Below are 21,773 nucleotides of genomic sequence, written 5' to 3' on the forward strand. Positions count from 1 at the left end.
CCCCCACATATCTGCACATCAACCGCAAGACGGACGGGACGATCCATGACCGGTGATACTCAGCGCTCCGTACCCCATCCGGCCTGGCTGCCCGACGACGCGTTCGCCGCGGTCGGCAGCCGCCGCGTGGTGGTGGCCGGCGACGGCGTGCTCGCGGGAACGGTGGCGGAGGAGGTCGCGGCCGCGACGGCGCGGTTCGGCGGAGCGTTCTCGCGCCTCGAGGTAGGCGACGGCGTGTCCGACGCCGAGCTCGTGCTGACGCTCGCGCACTCCGACTCCTCGTCGCACGACCACTCGACCGACGAGAGCTTCCGGTTCACGCGCGAGGCGGGCGCCGTCGTCGTGCAGGCCGAGACGGATGCCGGGATGCTCCACGGCCTGTTCCACGTGGTGCGCCTGGGCGAGGCGGCGTTCGAGGGGCCGGACGCCGACGAGACGCACGCGCCCGCGACCGACCTGCGGATGCTCGACCACTGGGACAACGTTGACGCGCACCCCGTCATGGGCCAGGTGGAACGTGGGTACTCCGGTGGCTCCATCTTCTACGACAACGGTTTCGTCCGCGCCGACCTCTCCCGTGTCGAGCGGTACGCGCGGCTGCTGGCCGCCGTCGGGATCAACCGGGTGGCGATCAACAACGTCAACGTGCACGCGCGCGAGGCGCACCTGCTGACCGACGACCTGGGCGACGTCGTCCGGATCGCCGCCGTCTTCCGGCGGTGGGGCATCCGGGTGCACCTGTCGGTGTCGTTCGCCTCGCCGATCACGCTCGGCGGCCTCACCACGTCGGACCCGCTCGACCCGGGTGTGGCGCACTGGTGGGTGCGCACGGCGGCGCGGGTGTGGGACGCGATCCCGGACTTCGGCGGGTTCGTCGTCAAGGCCGACTCCGAGGGCCAGCCCGGCCCGTTCGCGTACGGACGCACGCATGCCGACGGCGCGAACATGCTGGCAGCGGCCGTCGAGCCGTACGACGGCCTGATCCACTGGCGGGCGTTCGTCTACGACCACAGGCAGGACTGGCGCGACCGGTCCACGGACCGCGCCCGCGCCGCCTTCGACCACTTCCAGCCGCTCGACGGCGCCTTCTCGGCGAACGTGATCCTGCAGGTCAAGTACGGTCCCCTCGACTTCCAGGTGCGGGAACCGGTCTCGCCGGTCCTCGCGGCCATGCCCCGAACCCAGATCGCCCTGGAGCTGCAGGTCACCCAGGAGTACACGGGTCAGCAGAAGCACGCCGTCTACCTCGGCCCGCAGTGGAGCCAGATCCTCGGGTTCCGGTTCTGGGACCTGGCCGGAGGGGACGGCGGTTCCCCCACGGTCGCGGACCTCGCGACCGGCCGCGGCAAGGCCGCCGCGGACCCGGGCACCGGGACGTGGCACAAGCCCGCCGGCGGCTTCGCCGCCGTCTCGAACGTGGGCGACGACGAGTTCTGGACCGGGCACCCCTTCGCCCAGGCCAACCTCTACGCGTACGGACGGCTGTGCTGGGACCCGACCCTGGACCCGGAGGCGGTGCTCGACGAGTGGGTGGGTCTCACCTTCCCGGGTGCGCCCGACGCCGTCGGGCAGGCGGTGCACGCGGTGCTCGACCGGTCCTGGGAGACGTACGAGCAGTACACGGCGCCGCTCGGCGTGGGCTTCATGGTGCGCCCCGGCCACCACTACGGGCCCGACGTCGACGGGTACGAGTACACCCCGTGGGGCACCTACCACTTCGCGGACCGCGACGGGATCGGCGTCGACCGGACCGCGCGGACCGGCACCGGCTACGCAAGCCAGTATCCGTCGCCCTGGCGGGAGACCTATGAGTCGCCGTCCACCTGCCCGGACGAGCTGCTGCTGTTCTTCCACCACGTGCCGTACTCGCACGTGCTGCACAGCGGGAAGACCGTGATCCAGCACGTCTACGACACCCACTTCGAGGGCGTCGAACGGGTCGAGGCGATGATCCGGGCGTGGTCGGCGGTCTCGAAGCTAGTCGACCCGCGTCTCTCCGAGCGCGTCGCGGAACGGTTCGCGGAGCAGCTCCGCTCCGCCACCGAGTGGCGCGATCAGGTGAACACCTACTTCCTGCGGAAGTCGGGTGTCCCGGACGAGCGGGGGCGCACGATCTACCGGTAGCGCCGCTCCGTCAGGCCGGTCGCGGGACGTGCCGCGTGTGGCTGAAGGTGCCCTTGCCGAAGGCCAGCACCTTGGTGGGCTCCACCGCGAACACGAGCGCGGGGCCGGCGACGTCGTTCAGGAACACGCCGTCGCCCACCTCGTAGACCCAGCGCCCGTCCCACTTGGTGCGCCAGGCAGCCGCGAGCCGCTCCAGCGTCTTCCGGTCGGTGACGCGGACGGCGGGCCCCTCGACCACGACGTCCACGCCCTCGTCCCAGGTGTCGCGGCCCGTGGTCAGCACGACGTTCGGGTTGACCGCCAGGTTGACGGCCTTCTGCTCGTCGGGCCCGGTGGTGAAGTGCAGCGCCCCGTCGAGCCAGACGGCGACCAGCGGCGCGACGTGCGGGCGCCCGTCGGCGCGCACGGTGGTCACCCAGGTCATCTGGGCGTTCTCGAGCACCTCCTGGGTGGCCTGCCAGCTGGTCGGCTCGGCGTCCGGGTCGCTGAACCGGGTGTCGATGCTGGTGATCGGGTCCTTCATGATCGTGCTCCTCGGGGTTGTGCGGAAGCGGCCCGCGCTCATCCCCTTCGAGGTCTAGCTTTCTCCCTTTTGAATCGCCTCAGTGCGGAGAAACCCAGACTTCGAAGAATGGATCCACGGCACCACTACTAGAAGGCTCGACGGGCGAGGGGCAGAAAGCTCATCGCGGTGGTGGCCTACTCGCCGGAGCGCGATAGTTGGAAAGTAGGAATCTCTCACTGGAGACTGCGATGACCATTCCGACTCTTGGACCCATGAACCAGGTAACCATCCCGAACGACATCGCCGAGGCCGCTCGGCTGCACGTCGGTGATGCCCTCGACTTCACCGTTGTCGACGGCGCGGTGGTGATCTCCAAGGTCCAGCTCGGACGGTCGGCACAGGGCACTCGCACCATGGCCGCGGAGTGGCTCGCCGCAGCCGACTACGTCGGCAAACGCGACCGGGAGCTCCTGAACCGGCTCGCACAGTGACGCACCTCATCCCAGCACACATCGCGCTGCGAATGTTTGAGGTCGCCGATCAGCTGGAGTCGATGTTCGGCCAGATGCCGGAGACCGACTAGCTCGTCACCGCGCGCGGTCCGTACATGATCACGGCGACGCCGACCAGGCAGATCAGTGCCCCGATGACGTCCCAGCGGTCGGGGCGGAAGCCGTCGACGACCATGCCCCAGACCAGGGAGCCGGCCACGAAGACGCCGCCGTAGGCCGCCAGGATGCGGCCGAAGCTTGCGTCGGGCTGGAGGGTCGCGAAGAAGCCGTACAGGCCCAGCGCGATCACCCCGGCGCCGATCCACAGCCAGCCCCGGTGCTCGCGGACGCCCTGCCACACGAGCCAGGCGCCGCCGATCTCGAACACGGCGGCGGCGATGAACAGAATGATCGAGCGCAGGACCATGCCACGACGGTAATCCTCCGAGTGAGCTCCAAGGATCAGCCCCGGACGTCACCCCGCGTCGAACCGCTCCTCGCCCTCCAGGTCGGGGTCGTCCTTGGGGTGCTCCCCGGGGATCGCCCTCTCCCCTGCCGGGTCCTCGGCCGTGCGGTCGAGGTCGTCGTCCTGCCCCGGCACGTCACGCGGTCCGGGATTGCTGCTGCCCTGTACGTCGTCGTCCGCGGAGACCGGGTCGACGCGCGGTCCGGGGTTGGCCTGCGGCGTCGGTGCGTCGTCGGTCCGATAGTTCTCGTTCTCGCTCATGCTGGACTCCTCCGGCTGGGTGGTGCGGCGGCGTGACCGTGGTGACGACCACGCGACCGCTCCTCGACCGTACGGCTGCGCCGTCCCGCTCGCACTCGACCCCGCTACGACGCCGTGCCGCCGGGGACCTTCACGTCCTCCACCTGGGCACGCGCCGGCAGGCCGGTGTCCCAGAACTGGATGGTCTGCAGCGCCCAGTAGAGCGCGAAGATCAGCATCATCGCCGTCTCGACGACGAACAGCGTCTGTGGGAACAGGTCAGGCAGGAACCGGTCGAGGACCACCATGGTCGCCATGCCCACCACCAGCACGGCGGCCATCACCGCCGCGATCCAGCGGTACCAGACCCGGTACGCCCGGGCGGACATGCCGCGCAGCCGATCGAGCGCCTGGGTCGTGATCGCGTGGTCCGAGCCGTTGATCCAGGCGACGGCCACCAGGCAGGCGAACAGCAGGACCGCCGCCGTGTAGTGCGCCGACTCCAGGAAGCTCGCGGGCCACGCCAGCAGCCACACACCCGTCCCCGCCCAGGTCAGCCACGTGAGCCAGAGATCCCAGCCCACCCGGCCGCCCAGGTCGCGCCGCCGCGGCCAGGTCGCCAGCACCAGGACCACGCCACCGACGAGGAGCAGCGTTCCCACGTTGTTGCCCACTCGCTCCGGCACGTCGAGGCAGTACGGCTCCTCGCCGCACATCGCGGCGTCGAGCGGCGTAGGGATCAGTGCCACGAGGACCGCGAACATGCCCGCGAAGTTGAGCAGCACCTCCTCGGCCCCGTGCCTGCCCTTGATCGCGATCAGACACGTGCCGATACCCACCAGCGTGCCCACGAAGATGCTCTGCACGGGCGAGTAGAAGTACGCGCTGATCGACGCGTGCCACCACTCCTCGCCGGAGTCGAGCCTCCCGTGGTCGGCGGCTATCTGCATCGTCAACGACACGAACAGCACCAGCACCCCCGCCACTATCGCTATCCGCAGATAGCGGTAGGTCAGCCGTGCCGGGTCCCCCTGCTTGATCACCATGCGCTCACTGTGGCGCAACGCCACAGATCGGACAATGTTGCACCGCGACGCCGGGTCACGATCCGCCGGTGAACCGCTCCTCGACGTCGGCCAGCAGAGGGCCCGCGTTGCGCAGCACGAAGGCGAGCCACACCACCGCGACCAGGCCGAACAGCACCTCGGTGGTCAGCACGATCACTCCCCCCGCGAGCACGAGCAAGGAGAGGTTCCCCAGCGTCACCAGCGGACGAGCCGCGAGGTAGTGGGCGGCGAGCCGTGCCGAGTCGCGCGCCCGGAAGCCGAAGAACGAGACGATGACCAGCACGTTCACCGTCCACAGGAGCAGTCCCGCGCCGATGACGAAGAGGGCTGGCGCGTACCACGCGGGCACCCCCGACGCGTCGAGGTTCGCCAGCGAGAAGCCCAGGATGCCGAGCACCACGAGCGCAGGCGTCCACACCCGGAGGACGTCGGCCCAGTTCAGGCGGTACCCCCGCCAGAAGGAGGACGCCGGGGCCAGCGCGTCGGACGTGGCCCGGTCGCGCAGCGCGAACAGCCCGGCGGACGCCGCCGGACCCAGCGGCAACAGGCACAGCACCACGAACGGGACGTTGCCCGGAGACCGGTCCAGCAGCGCGAGCGCGACCAGGCCGGGCAACGCCGTCAGCACGAGCAACAGCTCGACCACGAGATACCAGTAGATCGCGTTCGCGGCCCGGCCCAGCGGGCCGTCGCCGAACTCCCGGCGCTCAGCCACGGCCCAGGATCCGGGTGTCGTCGAGCCAGGCCGGTGTCTCGTCGCGCACGGCGTCGAGGGTCACCAGCGTGACGCCGTGCCGCCCGATCGTCAGGTCGAGGTCCACCCTGCCGCCGTCGTCCACCGGTAGCGAGCGCGCCCGGCGCGCGGGCTCGCTCGCCTCGTGCAGCGCGTCCAGCTGTCTGCCCGACGGCGACACGGGCCGCCCCATCTCTCGCCAGGCCGCCCACGCATTCCCGGCGACCTCATCGACGTCGTACCGCATGGTGAACACCCTCCCAGTCGCCGAAGTAGAGCGCCTGTCCGGCCGGTTCTCCGCAGCAGTCGCCTCGATGCCGGACAGGCGCTCTACTTCGGCGACGGCGACCGGGATGCTCAGCCGGAGGTCGTGCCGGGCCGGTTCGGACGGGTCGTCGGTGCCGCCGACCGGCTGCCAGGCGAGCACCGTCACCTGACCGGTCGCGGGATGCCGGGTGACCAGGTGGTCGGCCCCCCGAGCGAGGATCTCCGGCCCCATCCGCGCCATGAAGGCGTACAGGTGGAAGGTCGGCTTGCGCACCTGCCGATGGGTCAGCATCCCGAACCCGCCGTGGAAGAACGACGCCGGCACGCCCGCCTCCTCGAAGACGTCGCTGAACGTCCAGTACGAGAACGAGTCCGCGTGCTCGCCGCCCTCCGCGAGCACCGGGGCGAGGTAGGCGGCGTTGTACGCCGTGTCGTGCACCGGGTTGTCGGGGCGGTAGCTCGTGTTGAACTCGGTGACGTGCAGCGGCCGGTCCGCGAGCGCCGTCCCGGCGAGGATCTTGCGCGGCCTGGCGAACTGGTCGAGCAGGTGCTGGGGTCGCTGGAGCGTCTGGTAGACGCCGAACGGCACGTGCTGGGCGGGTCCCGAGCTGTAGGCGTGCACGGAGAGGAAGTCGGCGGGCAGGTCGCGCGCGGTGACGAACTCCGCGAAGGGCTCCCACCAGTCGTCAGCTCCCGGGGAGATGGCGGGGCCACCGACCCGGAGTGACGCGTCGACGTCCTTCACAGCGCGGACCGACGTCTCGTAGAGCCGGAAGTAGGCCGCCTGGTCGGCGTCCTTCCAGAACTGGGGAAGGTTGGGTTCGTTCCACACCTCGACGGGCCAGGTGCGCACCTCGTCGAGGCCGTACCGGTCGATGAGGTGCCGCAGGAGCGCCCGCACCAGGCTCGCCCACTCGGCGTGGTCCCGGGGTGGGGTGACGTTGCCCAGCCACCAGAACACCGTCTGGTCGCCGAACGCGAGGCCGCTGGGCATGAACCCGAGCTCGAGGAACGGCTTGATCCCGAGGCCCAGGTAGGCGTCGACCACCTGGTCGACGTAGGTGAACACGTAGGCGGTGCCGCGGTGCCCGCCGGCGTCGTACGGCCTGTGGACGGCGACGTCGTCGTGCAGGAGGCCGTGGCCCCGGATGTACCGGAACCCGATCTCGCGCTGCACCAGGGCCAGGGAGTCCTGGTAGTCCTTGCGCAGCGCGAGACCGAACCGGCCCGTGCCGACGCAGGTGCGCCAGGCGTCGCTCAGTGTTCCGGCGGCCTCGGTCGGCACGATGGTGCGGGGCACGGGTCTCCTCGGTGGTTCGGGCGTGGACAGGCGTGCGGGTCGTCGATGACGGCCCGCACGCCTGGTCAGGATCGGGTGACGGTCACTCGTCGCCGGCGACGGCGCCGTTGGCGAGCTCGACGTACTCGGTCATGCTTGCCGCCTCGAGCTCGGCGACGTAGTCGTCCCACTCGCTGAGCGGTCGCTCGCCGACGATGAACTGCGCGGTGTTCTGGTAGACGATGTCCTGCAGGTTCGTCTGGTAGAGCGTCGCCTGCTCCTGTTCCATCTCGTCGTACGTGATGGCCGGCGGCAGGGGCAGCTCCTCCTTCGCGTTCATGCCGTCGAGGAACTCGACGACCTCGTCACGCAGCATCGACTTGTCCAGCTCCTCGGTGGACCCGTGGGCCAGCATCCAGACGCCGTTGTGGAAGCCGAAGTCCTTGCGGAGCTCCTTGGGCGCGCCGGGGTTGAGCCCGTTCACGTCGATGTCCTCCTTGAGGACCCGCTTGTCGCCGTCCCACTCGAACGTCTCGCCCTCGACGCCCCACTTCGAGAACTCCAGGCCCTCGTCCGAGTAGTAGAGCCAGTCGACGAACTGCAGCATCGCGAGGAAGTCGTCGTCCTTCGCCGCCTCGGCGCCAAAAACGATTCCCGACTCGCGCCGCGAGCCCGCGGCGAGGTAGCTGCCGTAGGGGCCGGCGGGCACCACGATCTGGCGCACCTCGGCGTCCTCCTCGCCGAGCTGTTCGAAGTTGTCGCGGTACTTCACCAGCTCCTGGTCGTTCGAGCTGATGGCGGCGACGCTGCCGGACGCGAACTTCTGCTCGCCCTGCTCCATCTCCTGGGTGACGGACTCGGGGTCCATCAGGCCGTCCTCGACGAGTGAAGCGAAGTACGTCACCAGCTCGCGGTAGCCGTCAGAGGCCCCGGCGTACGTGAACTCGCCGGCCTCCTCGTCCCACCACAGGCCGTTGATGAAGCCGGTGCCGGCGGAGGTCCCGAAGTTGGGGGCCGCGGCGTTGAGCGTCTGCTCCATCGGGCTGTTGATCGACCACTTGTCGCTGAACGGGTAGTCGATGTCCGGGTTGGCCTCCTTGACGGCCGCGAGCTGCTCCTTGAACTCGTCCCAGGTCTCGGGGTCCTCGGTGATCCCGGCCTTCTCCCACAGGTCCGAGCGGACCGCGATGGAGTACTGCGGCTTCGCGATCTCGTGGATGCCGGGCAGGATGTAGTACTTGCCGTCCTCCTGGCGCAGCTGCTCGACCTCCGCCTCGAGGCCCCACTTCTCGATCTTGTCGAGGAAGTTGGGCATGTGCTCCACGTAGTCCGAGATCGGCAGCAGCGCGTTCCGGAACTGCGTCTCCTCACCCGCGTAGATGGCGGGCATGATGTCGGGCCCGTCCCCCGAGCTGATGAGAACGGACCGCCGTGTCGCCAGGTCGGCGAGCGGCACGTTGACGTACTCGAACTCGACGTTCTGGTTGTTCTTGAGGTGCTGGACGATCGGCCAGTCCTCCTTGAACGGGTAGTCGGGGTGGTCGCGGTACAGCAGGCTGAAGTCGACGGGCTCCGTCGCCTTGAAGGTGGTGCCGACCTCGAAGTCCTCCATGTAGCCGACCTGCGACTCCATGTCGATGGCACCGGACTCCTCCTGGCCGCCGCCGCTGGTCGTGCACGCCGTCAGCGTGACGACCAGGGCTGACGCAGCGAAGCTGGCGGCAGCCCGTCTGCGGGTGATCCTCATGGTTCTCCTTCAGGTTGTGAACGCCTTCGTTCCGGACGGTCAGGCTGGTTCTGGATGGTTTTTCGGGTGCCGGACGACGTGCGGTCAGCCCTTGACGGAGCCGAGCATCACGCCGGACACGAAGTACTTCTGGATGAACGGGTACACACAGACGATCGGCAGGACCGTGAGCAGCATCGCCACGGACTGGACGTTCGCCTGGATCTGCACGGTGTCGCTGCCGAGGTCCGTCGTGGACGTCGCCGCGGCGAGCAGGTTGCGGAGGTAGAGCGTCACCGGGTACATGTCCCGGTCGTTGAGGTACAGGTACGCCTGGAACCACGAGTTCCAGAACTGGACCGCGTAGAAGAGGGTCATCGTGGCGATGACCGCCTTGGACAGCGGGAGCACGATGCGGAAGAACACGCCGAACTGCGACATGCCGTCGATCTCCGCGGCTTCCTCGAGGTCCTTGGGGAAGTTGTCGAAGAACGACTTCATGACCAGCAGGTTGAAGACGTTGATCGCGCCCGGCACGACGATCGCCCACATCGTGTTCTTGAACCCGAGGGCATCGATGAGCAGGTAGTTCGGGATCAGGCCGCCCGCGTACAGCATGGTCACCATGGCCAGGCCGATCAGGATGCCCCGGCCCTTCAGGTACGGCTTGGACAGCGCGTACGCGAAGGTGGTGGTCAGCGCCATCGCGATGGCCGTGGCGAGCACCGTGTACACGACCGTGTTCCGGTAGTTGACCCAGAAGATCTCGTCGCCCATCACGCTCGCGAACGTCGTGAGGTTGAATCCCCGCGGCCACAGGTTGACCTGGCCGGCGGCGATGTAGGCCTGGGAGCTGAACGCCTTCGCCACCATGTTGAGGAAGGGATACAGCGTCAGGAACGTGATCACCACGAGCACGAGCCCGTTGACGGCCCGGAATGCCCGGTAGCCGGGAGTGTCCTTGACCGTGATCGTGGCGGGGCTGACCGCCGTGATGTCGGGAGTGTTCGTCGTCACCACAGGGAGGCTCCCACCGCTCGCTTCGAGATCTGGTTGGCCGTGACGACCAGTGCGACGCCGATCAGTGCCTCGAACAGGCCGATCGCGGCGGCGAACGAGTAGTTGCCGCCCTCGCCGATCCCCACGCGGTACAGGTACGTGGAGAGCACGTCCGCCGTGTCGTACGTGAGGGGGTTGTACAGCAGCAGGACCTTCTCGAACCCGACCGCCATGAAGCTGCCGATGTTGAGGATGAGGAGCACCATCATCGTCGGCCGGATGCCGGGCAGCGTGATGTGCCAGGTCTGCTGCCACCGGTTGGCGCCGTCGATCCGGGACGCCTCGTAGAGCTGGTCGTCGATGGTGGTCAGCGCGGCGAGGTAGAGGATGGTGCCCCAGCCGACCGTCTGCCACACCTCGGAGGTCAGGTAGATCGTGCGGAACCAGTCGGCCCGCTGCATGAACGGGATCGCCTCGCCGCCGAACCCCTCGATGATCTGGTTGATCGTGCCGTTGATGGCCGTGAGCTGGAAGACCATGCCGGCCACGATCACTATCGACATGAAGTGCGGCAGGTAGGTGACGGTCTGCACGACGCGCTTGAACAGCCGCGACCGCAGCTCGTTCAGCATGAGCGCCAGGATGATCGGCAGCGGGAAGCAGATCGCCAGGGTGAGCCCGCCGAGGACGACCGTGTTCCAGAAGACGTCCCAGAACGGCTTGCTGCCGATGAACATCTGGAAGTAGTAGAGGCCGACCCACTCGTCGCCGAACATCGAGCCGCCCGGCCGGTACCGGCGGAACGCGATGACGTTGCCGATCATGGGCACGTAGCGGAACACCAGGAGGAAGATCACCGGCAGGACCACGAACGTGTACAGGCGCCAGTGCCTGCGCAGGGACACGCGCCAGGTCTCGTTGTTGCGGAGCTGCTGCGGCGGCATGAGCCCCGCGCCACCGACGGCGCCACCCGCTCCGCGGCCCGGCAGCCCGTCACCGGTCCGGGGAACGGCGTCGACCGTCCCAGTGCCTCGTGCCATCAAGTCCTCCGGTCACCTCGCCGTGCCGGACCTCACCAGGAGGGCGCCACGTCTTCGTGGAACGTTTTCGAAACTATCGGCGGCTTTACCGAGAGTCATTGGCTGGGACATTAGGATGGTTACCGTCATATCGTCAAGACCAGCCCACGGTTGACACTGTCACGATGTGGTTACGCCAGACTTCCGTGCGATGGCGCCCGACGCTGGTGTACCGTCAGCATCGAAAGTTTCAGAGACTGGATCGAAAGGTCTGCGCAATGACCGACGTACGGCCAGTTCCCACCATCGCGTCGATCGCGAGCGAGCTCGGCCTGTCGGTGCCCACGGTCTCGAAGGTGCTCAACGGCAGGGCCGACGTCGCCCCCGCCACCCGCGACCGCGTCGAGGCGGCGCTGGAGAAGCACCAGTACCGGCGCCGGCGCCCGGCGACCGCACCGGCGGGCACCGCCCTGATCGACCTGGTCTTCCACCGGCTGGGCTCCGGCTGGTCCATGGAGATCATCCGTGGTGTCGAGGACGCGGCCGCCGAGTCCCGCACCAGCGTGATCCTGTCCGAGCTGGGCGGCGAGCACCGCCCGCCCGCCCGCTGGCTCGACACGACCATCGCCCGCCCGCCCCTTGGCGTCCTGCTCGTCGCCGCGAACCTGTCCGAGGGGCAGCACCAGCAGCTCGACCGGCGCGGCATCCCCTACGTGGTGATCGACACCGACGGGGAGCCGCCCGCCGACGTCGCCTCCGTGGGTTCCGACAACTGGAACGGCGGGCTGGCGGCCACCCGGCACCTGCTGGCGCTGGGCCACCGGCGCATCGCCATGATCACCGGGCCGTGGGACATGCTCTGCAGCCGGGCCCGCGCGGACGGGTTCCGCTCCGCGCACGAGGAGGTCGGCGCCGTCGTCGACCCTGCGCTCGTGCGGGAGGGCAACTTCTACGTCGAGACCGGCTTCAACCACGGCCTGGAGCTGCTGTCCCTGCCCGACCGGCCGACAGCGGTGTTCGCCGGCTCCGACATGCAGGCCCTCGGCCTGCTCCGTGCCGCGCACCAGCTGGGTCTGCGAGTGCCCGAGGATGTGTCGGTGGTGGGCTACGACGACCTGCCGCTGGCCTCCTGGGTCGGTCCGCCGCTCACGACCGTGCGGCAGCCGCTCCGCGAGATGGGAGCGGCCGCCACCGAGATCCTGCTCGACATAGCGCGCGGCCGGTCGCCGAAGGTGCGCCGGCTGAACCTCTCGACCGAGCTCGTGGTGCGGGAGTCGACGGCCCCGCCCGCCTGACGTCCCGTCAGATCGAGCGCGCGTGCTCCGCGAGCCGGTCGAACGCGATGTCCAGCTCGGCGTCGACCACCTGCGCCTGGGGGTTGGCGTCGTACCAGGACACCTGCTCCGCGGCGCCGACGTCGTAGGTGATGGTGGTGCCGAACTCGGGCACGAGCGTCCGCACCTTGGAGATGTCGAAGACCATCGAGTGCGCCTTGTCCCCCACCAGGCCGGGCCCCATGTCGGGCAGCACCCTGGCGATCGTCTCGGAGGCGACGTGCACCAGGTCGGGGTTCGGCACGCCCGCCGCCTCGGCGAGCCAGGTGTAGATCTGGTCCCACGTGGGGGCGTGCGTGCCCGTGATGTGGAAGGACTCCCCCACGGCGAGCGGATGGCCGAGCAGTCCCACGAACCCCACGGCGAAGTCCTCGGTGTGCGTCAGCGTCCACAGCGAGGTGCCGTCGCCGTGGACCACCACGGGCTTCCCGGCGCGCATCCGGGCCACGTCGGTCCAGCCGCCCGACGTCGGCAGCAGCGTGCGGTCGTACGTGTGCGACGGCCGCACGATCGTCATCGGGAACCCGTTCTCGCGGTACTCCCGGACCAGTACGTCCTCGCACGCGATCTTGTCCCGCGAGTACTGCCAGAACGGGTTCCGCAGCGGCGTGGACTCCCGGACTGGCAGCCGCGCCGGCGGCGTCTGGTACGCCGACGCGGACGAGATGAACACGTACTGCCCGGTCCGCCCGGCGAACTGCGCGACGTCGCGCGCCACGTGCTCAGGGCTGAACGCGCGGAACTGCGCGACGACGTCGAACTCCCGGCCACCCAGCGCCGCAGCCACTCCCTGGGCGTCGTTCGCGTCGGCGACGAGGGTCTCCACGCCCACCGGAAGCTGGCGCGCCGAGGATCTGCCTCTGTTGAGCACCGTCACCCGGTGCCCGAGCCGGGCGGCCCGGGCCACCGAGGCGTGGCTGATGATTCCGCTTCCACCGATGAACAGGATGCTCTTGGACGACATGCCGCCAATCCTTGCACCAAATGGCCAGGTCAGCGCTGTACGCGGGCACTTCCTCCGCCGGCCAGCTTCGCGACTTCGGCGAGCGTCACCATGGTGGTGTCACCGGGCGTGGTCATGGCCAGCGCGCCGTGTGCGGCACCGTACTCGACGGCCTCCTGGAGCGAGCCCAGCTCCATGAGTCCGTAGGCCAGACCGGAGGCGAACGAGTCGCCGCCGCCGACCCGGTCGAAGATCTCCAGGTCCGCCCGGTGGGTGGCCTCGGCGAAGCCCTCCTTGCGCGACCAGGCGATTGCACCCCAGTCGTTGCGCGACGCCGACCGCACCCCGCGCAGCGTCGTGGCGATCACCTGGAAGTTCGGGTACGCCTCCGAAGCCGTCTCGATCATCGCGCGGAACGCGCCGGTGTCCAGGTCGGTGAGGTTCTCGTCGACCCCCTCGACCTCGAAGCCGAGCGAGGCCGTGAAGTCCTCCTCGTTGCCGATCATCACGTCGACGTGCTGGGCCAGGCGCCGGTTGACCTCACGGGCGCGCTCCTCGCCGCCGATGCCCTTCCACAGCGAGGGCCGGAAGTTCAGGTCGTACGACACGATGGTCCCGTGCCGGCGGGCTGCGGCCATCGCGGCCTCTGCGACGTCGGCGCTGCTCTCGGAGAGCGCGGCGAAGATGCCGCCCGTGTGCAGCCAGCGCACGCCGCGGGAGAAGAGGGCGTCCCAGTCGACGTCGTCGGGCTGCATCTGCGCGACGGCGGTGTTGCCACGGTCGCTGACGCCGACGGCCCCGCGCGCGCCGAACCCGCGCTCGGTGAAGTTGAGGCCGTTGCGGACCGTGCGCCCGATGCCGTCGTAAGGCACCCACTGGACGTACTGCGTGTCGAGGCCGCCGGTGAGCATGAAGTCCTCGACCAGCCGGCCGATCTCGTTGTCGGCGAGGGCCGTGACGATGGCGCCGCGCAGGCCGAAGCAGCGGCGCAGACCGCGGGCCACGTTGTACTCGCCGCCACCCTCCCAGACATCGAAGCTGCGGGCCGTGCGGACCCGGCGGCTGCCCGGGTCGAGGCGGAGCATCACCTCGCCGAGGGCGACGACGTCGTAGGCGCTCTCGGCGGCGGGACGGATGTTGAGCGAGGTCATCGGCTGTTCTCCTTGGAGTCGATCTGGGCGGCGAGCGCTACGGCGTCCCGCGTGCGGCTGGTGATCCCGTCCCAGTCCCCTGCGGTGACGAGCGCGCGGTCCACCATCCACGAGCCGCCGACCGCGAGCACCGGCTTCAGCGTCAGGTAGTCGGCGAGGTTGGCGGCGCTCACGCCGCCCGTCGGCACGAACCGGAGGCCGGGGAACGGCGCGGAGAACGCCTTGATCGCGGCCGGCCCGCCGACGACGGAGGCGGGGAACAGCTTGACGACGTCGATCCCGAGGTCGAGCGCCGCCATGATCTCGGACGGCGTGGCCACGCCCGGCAGGACGGGGATGCCGTGCTCCTGCGCGCGCCGCACGACGGCGGCCGACAGCCCCGGGGACACGATGTAGCGCGCACCGGCGTCCACGACGTCGTCGACCTGCTGGGCGGTGGTCACGGTGCCCGCACCGACCACGACGTCGGGCTGGTTCTTCGCGACCGCGCGGATGGCGTCGATGCCGCCCGCGAGGCGCAGCGTGATCTCCGCGACGGGGAGGCCGCCCGCGACGAGCGCGTCGGCCAGGCGGGCGCCCTCGTCGGCGCCGTCGACCACCACCACCGGCACGAGCCGGTGGGCGGCGAGGGTCTCGAGGACTGTGCTGTCCGGGGATGACATTCGATCTCCGTTTCGCTATGGTGAACGACTGTTGTTCACTGCGAAACGCATGCTACGTGAGGGAGCCCCATGGATGCCAGCCCGCTCGGGAGCGTCGACAAGGCGCTGCTGGCGCTCGACACGCTCGCCGGCTTCGGCGCCAGGGGTGCCTCGCTGGCCGCACTCGCGCAGGCGGTCGGCGTCAGCAAGCCGACCCTGCACCGCACGCTCGCCGCACTGCGCCACCGCGGCTACGCCGAGCAGACGGCGGACGGCGCCTATCGCCTCGGCCCCGCGGCGCTCTCGCTCGGGAGCACCTACCTCGCGGAGGAGAACCTGCCCGCACTGCTGCACCCGGCCCTGGCCGCGCTCAGCGAGAAGACCGACGAGCTGGTGCACCTCGGCGTGCTCGCGGGGCGCGAGGTGGTCTACCTCGACAAGGTGGAGCCGCAGCGGGCGGTCCGTGTGTGGTCCGCCGTCGGACGGCGGCGTGCTGCGGCGACCACTGCGCTCGGCCGCGCCCTCCTGTCGGTCCAGGACCTCGACGAGGCGGCGCTCGCCCGGTTCGCGGGCGACGAGACCGGCCCCGAGCGGCTGCGCGAGGCGCTCGTGGAGGCGCGGGCCTCCGGGATCGCGGGCGAGACCGAGGAGAACGAGGCGGGCATCGCCTGCATAGCGACCCCTCTGCTACGCGCCGGGCGCGCGGTCGCGGCGGTCAGCATCACCGCCCCGGTGGAACGGCTCACCGGAGAGGCCCGCGCCGAACGGGTAGCGGCGCTCCGCGACGTCCTCCCGTCCCTCCTCCCGGCCGGCCTGACGCTGCCGCCGCCGACGCGCTGACGCGGGGCGCCGGGCGCCGGGCGCCGGGCGCCGGGCGCCGGGCGCCGGGCCAATGTGCGCTTCTACCCAGGGATCGGGCCCAAAACTCACGGTGGGTCTGGGCGCAATCGCTGAGCAGAAGCGCACCTTCGCCTGGACTGCCGAAGGCCCGGCCACCCCTCTCGGGGTGACCGGGCCTTCGTGGTCCGGAGAACTACCGGGCGATCACGCCCCGCCGGCAGCCATCTGGCCCGACGGCGGCAGGTCGCGCGGCACCAGCCCGGCGCCCGCGGGCACCGACTGCGGCTCTGCGGTGGTCGGACGACGACGCTCGTCGCGCTCCACACCGCGGAACGTGAACTCGCCGAGGATGCCCTCGCCGACGCCGTCGATGATCACCAGCTGACCCGCCGTGAGCTCGCCGAACAGGATCTTCTCGGACAGTGCGTCCTCGATCTCCCGCTGGATCGCCCGCTTGAGCGGACGAGCACCGAGGACCGGGTCGTAGCCCTTCTCGGCCAGCAGGTGCTTGGCGGCGGTCGTGAGCTCGAGGCCCATGTCCCGGTCGCGCATACGGCGGTCGAGCTTCGCGATCTCGAGGTCGACGATCTGGATGATCTCGTCCTGCGAGAGCTGCGGGAACACGACCGTGTCGTCGACACGGTTGAGGAACTCCGGCCGGAAGTGCTGCTTGAGCTCCTCGTTGACCTTCGCCTTCATCCGCTCGTAGGAGGTCACCAGGTCGCCGCCGGAGTTGAAGCCGGTCTGGACGCCCTTGGCGATGTCCCGCGTGCCAAGGTTGGTGGTCATGATGATCACCGTGTTCTTGAAGTCGACCACTCGACCCTGCGAGTCGGTGAGGCGGCCGTCCTCGAGCACCTGCAGCAGCGAGTTGAAGATGTCGGCGTGCGCCTTCTCCACCTCGTCGAACAGGACCACGGAGAACGGCTTGCGACGCACCTTCTCGGTGAGCTGGCCACCCTCGTCATAGCCGACGTATCCGGGCGGGGAGCCGAACAGGCGCGAGACCGTGTGCTTCTCCGAGAACTCGGACATGTCGAGCTGGATGAGCGCGTCCTCGTCGCCAAACAGGAACTCCGCGAGAGCCTTGGCGAGCTCGGTCTTACCGACACCCGTGGGGCCGGCGAAGATGAACGAGCCACCGGGGCGCTTCGGGTCCTTGAGGCCGGCCCGCGTACGGCGGATGGCCTGCGACAGCGCCTTGATGGCGGTCTCCTGGCCGACGACCCGCTTGTGCAGCTCGTCCTCCATGTGGAGCAGGCGGCTGGACTCCTCCTCGGTGAGCTTGACGACCGGGATGCCGGTGGACATCGCCAGCACCTCGGCGATCAGCTCGTCGTCGACCTCTGCGACCGTGTCGAGGTCGCCCGACTTCCAGGCCTTCTCCTTGTCCGCGCGGAGCTGCGTGAGCTGCTTCTCCTTGTCACGCAGGCCGGCGGCCTTCTCGAAGTCCTGCTCGTCGATCGCCGACTCCTTCTCGCGGCGCGCCTCGGAGATGTTCTCGTCGAGCTCCTTGAGCTCCGGCGGCGCCGTCATCCGACGGATGCGGAGCCGTGCGCCGGCCTCGTCGATCAGGTCGATCGCCTTGTCCGGGAGGAACCGGTCGTTGATGTACCGGTCGGCGAGCGTGGCCGCGGAGACCAGCGCGGAGTCCGTGATGGACACGCGGTGGTGCGCCTCGTAGCGGTCGCGCAGACCCTTGAGGATCTCGATGGCGTGCTCGAGCGACGGCTCGGACACCTGGATCGGCTGGAAGCGACGCTCCAGGGCCGGGTCCTTCTCGACGTACTTGCGGTACTCGTCGAGCGTGGTGGCACCGATGGTCTGCAGCTCACCGCGAGCCAGCATCGGCTTCAGGATGGAGGCGGCGTCGATCGCGCCCTCGGCGGCACCCGCACCCACCAGGGTGTGGATCTCGTCGATGAACAGGATGATGTCGCCACGCGTGCGGATCTCCTTGAGCACCTTCTTGAGGCGCTCCTCGAAGTCACCGCGGTACCGCGAACCGGCGACCAGCGCGCCGAGGTCCAGCGTGTACAGCTGCTTGTCCTTGAGCGTCTCCGGGACATCACCCTTGACGATGTCCTGCGCGAGGCCCTCGACGACCGCAGTCTTGCCGACGCCGGGCTCACCGATCAGCACAGGGTTGTTCTTGGTGCGGCGGGACAGGACCTGCATGACCCGCTCGATCTCCTGCGTACGACCGATGACCGGGTCCAGCTTGCCCTCGCGCGCGGCCTGGGTGAGGTTGCGGCCGAACTGGTCGAGCACTGCCGAGCCCGCGGGCTGGCCCTCCTGGGGACCGCCTGCGGAGACGGGCTCCTTACCCTGGTAGCCGCTCAGCAGCTGGATGACCTGCTGGCGCACCTTGTTCAGGTCGGCACCCATCTTGGTGAGCACCTGTGCGGCGACGCCCTCACCCTCGCGGATGAGACCGAGCAGGATGTGCTCGGTGCCGATGTAGTTGTGGCCGAGCTGCAGCGCCTCGCGGAGCGACAGCTCAAGTACCTTCTTGGCACGCGGCGTGAACGGGATGTGCCCGCTCGGCGCCTGCTGCCCCTCACCGATGATCTCGGTGACCTGGGTGCGGACGCCGTCGAGCGAGATCCCGAGCGACTCGAGCGCCTTGGCGGCTACGCCCTCACCCTCGTGGATGAGGCCGAGCAGAATGTGCTCCGTGCCGATGTAGTTGTGGTTCAGCATCCGCGCCTCTTCTTGGGCGAGGACGACGACGCGACGGGCGCGATCCGTAAATCTCTCGAACATGTGCTGCTCCCTCACGAGCGGCGTACACCTGCACCGGCGGTACCAGGCCTGACCGCAACGACTCTATGCGCTCACAACGCGCCCATGGGCCGATCGATGCCCATGTTCGCCAGGGGCGTGACGATGTCCGGCCCTGGAACGGCCTCGAACACGCCCGTGCGGGGCGACACGCCCGGGCGCGGGCTCTCGACGGCGAGTCCCGGCTGTTTCCGGGCCGATTCCCGCCGAGGTAATTGACGCCTTCCCCCGCACCCGGCAGTCTCGGTGTCAGACCCGTACCCGTCCCGGGGAGGCCACATGGCGGACGAACCGAGCCCGACCCCCGAGTCCTGGGAACAGATCGTCGCGCGCTTCGCACGGTTCTCCGGTGTCGTCGGCGAGGTCGACGACCCCCTGACCTGGGGGCTCGACCTGGTCGAGGAGGAGGTCACGGGCATCTCCGACAGCACAGACCCCACCGAGGAGCGCTTCCTGCGTTCCTATCGCACGTTCTCCGGCGAGACCGTCGAGGTCGAGACCCTCCGCGTACCGGCGACCCCGGCGCAGATCGAGGACATCGTCCGCGCCGCCTGCAGCGGAGCGCTCGTCGCACCGCTGCACGCCGACGTCGACCCGGCCGCGCCGCCGGAGATCACCGACGTCACCGAGCTGGCCGAGTCCTACCAGGACTACCGCAGCGCGATGCGGGCGATCGTCGCCGAGGTCGACGACGTGCCGTGCGAGACCCGTCAGTTCCGGGTGGACGGCACGGCCAAGCGCTGCATGCGCGTCACCGTGCGCAACGTGACCGCCGTCTACTCCCCCGCGGCGGACCGCGCGGTGGTCGTGACCGGGCCGTCTGACCTGGTGGATCGCGTGGATGTCATCACCCGCCCCATCCGCAACCTCCTCCACGGCGAGGACGGCCCGCGGTTCTGACGCGGAACTCACCCCCCAGCGGCACGCCGCACGGCGGTACGATCGCCGCTGTGATACGTGCCACCGCCCCCGACGCGATGCCGCGGCCGAGGGTGCGTGACTCCGCGGCCCGACGCCCGGCCCTGCTGATCCTGCTCCTGCTGACGGTGCTTGCCCTGGCGGGCACAACCGCCGCCGGACCGCGCGCGGCAGCCGCCGAGGCGTCGCGCGACCACATCTGGGTCAACGCCGACGGCGTCGCCTTCCAGCGGGACGGCGAGAGCGACGAGCTCGCCTACGTGGTCCGGCCCCTCGGCCAGCGCAACGACGGCCAGGCCTACTCCCGCGAGCTCACCCGGGACGAGCGGGACAACGGCTGGGCGATGTTCTGGGAGGCCCGGTACAACTACCCGGACGGCTACTGCGTGGTGTGGGTGGAGGTCGAGGACGCGAGCAACTGGCACGAGTCGGAGAGCAGCACGGCGTGCCGGGGCGACGACCAGCCGCCCGCCACCGAGACGCCCACCCCGACCCCCACGCCCACGCGATCCGAGCGGCCGGCACAGGGACAGCGCCCGGCCACGGCGCCGAGGCCCGCACGGCCGGAGGCCCGGGACGACGCGGCGACGCCGACGCCGACGCCCTCCTCGACGCCCACCCCTACCCCCACCCCGACACCCACGCCCAGCGCTACGCCGTCGCCGTCCGTCTCGAGCACGCCGAGCCCTTCGCCGACCCCCACACCGACCGACACGGACCTCCTCGGGGGCCTCCACGACCCGCAGGCACCCCGGGCCCAGGCCGTCGCCATCCGGCAGGACGACATCATCTCTCCCCTCGGCTGGGTGGCCGTGCTCGGCAGCGGCGCGGTGCTCACCGCGGGCGGCGTGCTGATGCTCTGGCGTCGCCTGACCTGATCTGACGGCGCGGGGCGGATCGCTCGCCGCAGTGCACCCGTGCGCGTCAGGCTCGCACGGCGCACCCGGTGCAGACTGGGTGCGTGAGCACTCCCGCAGGCCTCCTGCTGACCCCTGGCGCGGGCGCGAACCGGGAGAGCCCGGCGCTCGTCGCCGTCGAGCACGCGCTGGCCGACGCCGAACCGGCGCTGCCCGTGCGGCGCGCCGACTTCCCGTACCGCCTCGAGGGCCGGCGCATGCCGGACCGTGCGCCCGTCGCCGTCGCGCACCTGCGGGCGGAGGCCACGGCGTGGGCCGACGAGCTCGCCGTGCCGACGGACCGGCTGCTCCTCGGCGGAAGGTCGTACGGCGGGCGGATGTGCTCGATGGCCGTCGCGGAGGGCCTGCCCGCCGCAGGCCTGGTGCTCCTCAGCTATCCGCTGCACCCGCCGGGGCGGCCGGAGAAGCTCCGCGTGGAGCACTTCGGGCAGATCTCGGTCCCCACCCTGTTCGTGTCCGGCGACAAGGACCCGTTCGGCACCCCTGACGAGCTCGCGGAGCACGTCGCGGCGATCCCCGGGCCCGTCACGACGGTGACGCTGTCCGGGGCGCACGACATGCGCGGCGCGGCCCGGCAGGAGGCGGTGGCGGACGCCGTCGCCTCCTGGGTCGCCTCGCTGTGATCGTCAGCGGCCGCCGGCCGGCTTCTCCGGGTATTCCGGCGGGGCCTTGTCCAGCTCGATGGCGATCTCACGGCGTTCCGCGATGATGTGCGGGCGTTCCTCGTCGCGCTGCTCCAGCGCGTCCGCCTGCAGGTCCGCATCCAGGTGGTCCCAGTAGAGGATGCCGTCGAGGTGCTGCGACTCGTGGATGAAGCAGCGCGCCAGGTACCCGCTGCCCGACAGCTGCACCGGTCCCCCGTGCTGGTCCACGCCGCGCACGGTCGCCCGGCCGGGACGCACCAGCGGCTCGTAGGCGCCCGGCACGGAGAGGCAGCCCTCCTCCTCGGTCTCGGGCTCTGCCTCGGCGTCCATCTCGAGCACCGGGTTCACCACGTGCCCCACGTGGCGGTCGCCCGACGAGTCCGTCAGGTCGTACACGAACACGCGGAGATCGACACCCACCTGCGGGGCCGCCAGGCCGACGCCCTGCGCCGACTCCATGGTGGCGAACAGGTCGTCGATGAGCCGGGCGAGCTCGGGGGTCGAGAACGTCTCGACCGTCCGGGCCGGGTTGTGCAGCACCGGCTCACCGATCTCGGTGATGCGCAGCACGCGGCCGCGGTCCACCTCAGGGGCTGTCGCGGGGTACTCCTCGACCGGCTCTCCGAGCAGGTAGGTGACGGGCTTGCGCCGTCGGGGGCGGGTCCATGCCATGGCACAGAGGGTA

General features: G+C 70.0%; 21 protein-coding genes. 7 read left to right on the forward strand and 14 right to left on the reverse strand.

The window, feature by feature from the left end; translation table 11 throughout:
* Window positions 1–45: 45 nt before the first annotated feature.
* Window positions 46–2,124, forward strand: a complete 2,079-nt coding sequence (locus ACFO6V_RS13115) for an alpha-glucuronidase (RefSeq protein ID WP_377136020.1) — start codon at window positions 46–48, stop codon at window positions 2,122–2,124.
* A gap of 10 nt (window positions 2,125–2,134) precedes the next feature.
* Here the strand turns inward: ACFO6V_RS13115 and ACFO6V_RS13120 are convergent, their stop codons facing one another.
* The gene (locus ACFO6V_RS13120) at window positions 2,135–2,647 is read right to left on the reverse strand and encodes a pyridoxamine 5'-phosphate oxidase family protein (protein ID WP_377136022.1); all 513 of its coding nucleotides are present in this window, start codon (window positions 2,645–2,647) and stop codon (window positions 2,135–2,137) included.
* Window positions 2,648–2,901: 254 nt separating this feature from the next.
* On the opposite strand from ACFO6V_RS13120, the gene ACFO6V_RS13125 reads away from it, so the two are divergent.
* The gene (locus tag ACFO6V_RS13125; RefSeq protein ID WP_377136024.1) at window positions 2,902–3,120 is read left to right on the forward strand and encodes an AbrB/MazE/SpoVT family DNA-binding domain-containing protein; all 219 of its coding nucleotides are present in this window, start codon (window positions 2,902–2,904) and stop codon (window positions 3,118–3,120) included.
* An 88-nt stretch (window positions 3,121–3,208) separates the two neighbouring features.
* Here the strand turns inward: ACFO6V_RS13125 and ACFO6V_RS13130 are convergent, their stop codons facing one another.
* The 8 genes from ACFO6V_RS13130 to ACFO6V_RS13165 form a co-directional block, all read right to left on the reverse strand.
* Window positions 3,209–3,547 carry a YnfA family protein gene (locus ACFO6V_RS13130; protein WP_377136026.1) on the reverse strand — a complete coding sequence of 113 codons (339 nt, stop codon included), beginning with the start codon at window positions 3,545–3,547 and terminating at the stop codon, window positions 3,209–3,211.
* Between the two features lie 48 nt (window positions 3,548–3,595).
* Window positions 3,596–3,847, reverse strand: coding sequence for a hypothetical protein (locus ACFO6V_RS13135; protein WP_377136028.1), 252 nt, complete (start codon window positions 3,845–3,847; stop codon window positions 3,596–3,598).
* A gap of 104 nt (window positions 3,848–3,951) precedes the next feature.
* On the reverse strand, window positions 3,952–4,872 hold the full coding sequence (locus ACFO6V_RS13140) for a hypothetical protein (RefSeq protein ID WP_377136030.1): 921 nt from the start codon (window positions 4,870–4,872) through the stop codon (window positions 3,952–3,954).
* Window positions 4,873–4,927: 55 nt separating this feature from the next.
* A complete protein-coding gene (locus tag ACFO6V_RS13145; protein ID WP_377136032.1) occupies window positions 4,928–5,608 on the reverse strand; it encodes a glycosyltransferase in 681 nt (226 codons plus the stop codon).
* A complete protein-coding gene (locus ACFO6V_RS13150; RefSeq protein WP_377136034.1) occupies window positions 5,601–7,193 on the reverse strand; it encodes a GH39 family glycosyl hydrolase in 1,593 nt (530 codons plus the stop codon). Before ACFO6V_RS13150 ends, ACFO6V_RS13145 begins: the two co-directional genes overlap by 8 nt.
* 82 nt (window positions 7,194–7,275) lie before the next feature.
* Entirely contained in the window at window positions 7,276–8,919 is a 1,644-nt protein-coding gene (locus tag ACFO6V_RS13155; protein WP_377136036.1) for an ABC transporter substrate-binding protein, read from the reverse strand.
* An 84-nt stretch (window positions 8,920–9,003) separates the two neighbouring features.
* Entirely contained in the window at window positions 9,004–9,918 is a 915-nt protein-coding gene (locus ACFO6V_RS13160) for a carbohydrate ABC transporter permease (protein ID WP_377136038.1), read from the reverse strand.
* Window positions 9,912–10,841, reverse strand: a complete 930-nt coding sequence (locus tag ACFO6V_RS13165) for an ABC transporter permease (protein ID WP_377136609.1) — start codon at window positions 10,839–10,841, stop codon at window positions 9,912–9,914. The genes ACFO6V_RS13160 and ACFO6V_RS13165 overlap by 7 nt, the downstream gene beginning before the upstream one ends.
* 353 nt (window positions 10,842–11,194) lie before the next feature.
* On the opposite strand from ACFO6V_RS13165, the gene ACFO6V_RS13170 reads away from it, so the two are divergent.
* The gene (locus ACFO6V_RS13170; protein WP_377136040.1) at window positions 11,195–12,211 is read left to right on the forward strand and encodes a LacI family DNA-binding transcriptional regulator; all 1,017 of its coding nucleotides are present in this window, start codon (window positions 11,195–11,197) and stop codon (window positions 12,209–12,211) included.
* A 7-nt stretch (window positions 12,212–12,218) separates the two neighbouring features.
* Here the strand turns inward: ACFO6V_RS13170 and ACFO6V_RS13175 are convergent, their stop codons facing one another.
* From ACFO6V_RS13175 to eda, 3 genes are read right to left on the reverse strand one after another with little or no spacing between them, the layout of a single operon-like run.
* Entirely contained in the window at window positions 12,219–13,214 is a 996-nt protein-coding gene (locus tag ACFO6V_RS13175) for an SDR family oxidoreductase (RefSeq protein WP_377136042.1), read from the reverse strand.
* Between the two features lie 29 nt (window positions 13,215–13,243).
* The gene (locus ACFO6V_RS13180; RefSeq protein WP_377136044.1) at window positions 13,244–14,344 is read right to left on the reverse strand and encodes a sugar kinase; all 1,101 of its coding nucleotides are present in this window, start codon (window positions 14,342–14,344) and stop codon (window positions 13,244–13,246) included.
* Window positions 14,341–15,006 (reverse strand): bifunctional 4-hydroxy-2-oxoglutarate aldolase/2-dehydro-3-deoxy-phosphogluconate aldolase, encoded by a 666-nt coding sequence (eda, locus tag ACFO6V_RS13185; RefSeq protein WP_377136046.1) that lies wholly within the window; start codon window positions 15,004–15,006, stop codon window positions 14,341–14,343. The genes ACFO6V_RS13180 and eda overlap by 4 nt, the downstream gene beginning before the upstream one ends.
* A 69-nt stretch (window positions 15,007–15,075) precedes the next feature.
* On the opposite strand from eda, the gene ACFO6V_RS13190 reads away from it, so the two are divergent.
* Entirely contained in the window at window positions 15,076–15,825 is a 750-nt protein-coding gene (locus ACFO6V_RS13190) for an IclR family transcriptional regulator (protein ID WP_377136048.1), read from the forward strand.
* A gap of 204 nt (window positions 15,826–16,029) precedes the next feature.
* On the opposite strand, the gene ACFO6V_RS13195 is transcribed toward ACFO6V_RS13190, so the two are convergent.
* On the reverse strand, window positions 16,030–18,591 hold the full coding sequence (locus ACFO6V_RS13195; protein ID WP_377136050.1) for an ATP-dependent Clp protease ATP-binding subunit: 2,562 nt from the start codon (window positions 18,589–18,591) through the stop codon (window positions 16,030–16,032).
* 297 nt (window positions 18,592–18,888) lie between these two features.
* Between ACFO6V_RS13195 and ACFO6V_RS13200 the strand changes: the two genes are divergently transcribed.
* The 3 genes from ACFO6V_RS13200 to ACFO6V_RS13210 all read left to right on the forward strand — a co-directional run bounded on the left by ACFO6V_RS13200 (window position 18,889) and on the right by ACFO6V_RS13210 (window position 21,067).
* The gene (locus ACFO6V_RS13200) at window positions 18,889–19,509 is read left to right on the forward strand and encodes a hypothetical protein (RefSeq protein WP_377136052.1); all 621 of its coding nucleotides are present in this window, start codon (window positions 18,889–18,891) and stop codon (window positions 19,507–19,509) included.
* Between the two features lie 50 nt (window positions 19,510–19,559).
* A complete protein-coding gene (locus ACFO6V_RS13205) occupies window positions 19,560–20,405 on the forward strand; it encodes a hypothetical protein (protein WP_377136054.1) in 846 nt (281 codons plus the stop codon).
* Between the two features lie 83 nt (window positions 20,406–20,488).
* Window positions 20,489–21,067 (forward strand): alpha/beta hydrolase family protein, encoded by a 579-nt coding sequence (locus tag ACFO6V_RS13210; protein ID WP_377136056.1) that lies wholly within the window; start codon window positions 20,489–20,491, stop codon window positions 21,065–21,067.
* A gap of 3 nt (window positions 21,068–21,070) precedes the next feature.
* On the opposite strand, the gene def is transcribed toward ACFO6V_RS13210, so the two are convergent.
* Window positions 21,071–21,760, reverse strand: coding sequence for a peptide deformylase (def, locus tag ACFO6V_RS13215; protein WP_377136058.1), 690 nt, complete (start codon window positions 21,758–21,760; stop codon window positions 21,071–21,073).
* Window positions 21,761–21,773: the final 13 nt, after the last annotated feature.

Source organism: Promicromonospora alba (genome assembly GCF_042654905.1).
Taxonomy (GTDB): domain Bacteria; phylum Actinomycetota; class Actinomycetes; order Actinomycetales; family Cellulomonadaceae; genus Promicromonospora; species Promicromonospora alba.

What these genes read in the sequence shown, in the direction of transcription:
- def (WP_377136058.1), bottom strand. Translation starts at nt 21,760, where the DNA reads ATGGCATGGACCCGCCCCCGACGGCGCAAGCCCGTCACCTACCTGCTC.
- ACFO6V_RS13140 (WP_377136030.1), bottom strand. Translation starts at nt 4,872, where the DNA reads ATGGTGATCAAGCAGGGGGACCCGGCACGGCTGACCTACCGCTATCTG.
- ACFO6V_RS13200 (WP_377136052.1), top strand. Translation starts at nt 18,889, where the DNA reads ATGGCGGACGAACCGAGCCCGACCCCCGAGTCCTGGGAACAGATCGTC.
- ACFO6V_RS13115 (WP_377136020.1), top strand. Translation starts at nt 46, where the DNA reads ATGACCGGTGATACTCAGCGCTCCGTACCCCATCCGGCCTGGCTGCCC.
- ACFO6V_RS13165 (WP_377136609.1), bottom strand. Translation starts at nt 10,841, where the DNA reads ATGCCGCCGCAGCAGCTCCGCAACAACGAGACCTGGCGCGTGTCCCTG.
- ACFO6V_RS13195 (WP_377136050.1), bottom strand. Translation starts at nt 18,591, where the DNA reads ATGTTCGAGAGATTTACGGATCGCGCCCGTCGCGTCGTCGTCCTCGCC.
- ACFO6V_RS13175 (WP_377136042.1), bottom strand. Translation starts at nt 13,214, where the DNA reads ATGTCGTCCAAGAGCATCCTGTTCATCGGTGGAAGCGGAATCATCAGC.
- ACFO6V_RS13170 (WP_377136040.1), top strand. Translation starts at nt 11,195, where the DNA reads ATGACCGACGTACGGCCAGTTCCCACCATCGCGTCGATCGCGAGCGAG.
- ACFO6V_RS13135 (WP_377136028.1), bottom strand. Translation starts at nt 3,847, where the DNA reads ATGAGCGAGAACGAGAACTATCGGACCGACGACGCACCGACGCCGCAG.
- ACFO6V_RS13180 (WP_377136044.1), bottom strand. Translation starts at nt 14,344, where the DNA reads ATGACCTCGCTCAACATCCGTCCCGCCGCCGAGAGCGCCTACGACGTC.
- ACFO6V_RS13120 (WP_377136022.1), bottom strand. Translation starts at nt 2,647, where the DNA reads ATGAAGGACCCGATCACCAGCATCGACACCCGGTTCAGCGACCCGGAC.
- ACFO6V_RS13190 (WP_377136048.1), top strand. Translation starts at nt 15,076, where the DNA reads ATGGATGCCAGCCCGCTCGGGAGCGTCGACAAGGCGCTGCTGGCGCTC.
- ACFO6V_RS13125 (WP_377136024.1), top strand. Translation starts at nt 2,902, where the DNA reads ATGAACCAGGTAACCATCCCGAACGACATCGCCGAGGCCGCTCGGCTG.
- ACFO6V_RS13155 (WP_377136036.1), bottom strand. Translation starts at nt 8,919, where the DNA reads ATGAGGATCACCCGCAGACGGGCTGCCGCCAGCTTCGCTGCGTCAGCC.
- ACFO6V_RS13130 (WP_377136026.1), bottom strand. Translation starts at nt 3,547, where the DNA reads ATGGTCCTGCGCTCGATCATTCTGTTCATCGCCGCCGCCGTGTTCGAG.
- eda (WP_377136046.1), bottom strand. Translation starts at nt 15,006, where the DNA reads ATGTCATCCCCGGACAGCACAGTCCTCGAGACCCTCGCCGCCCACCGG.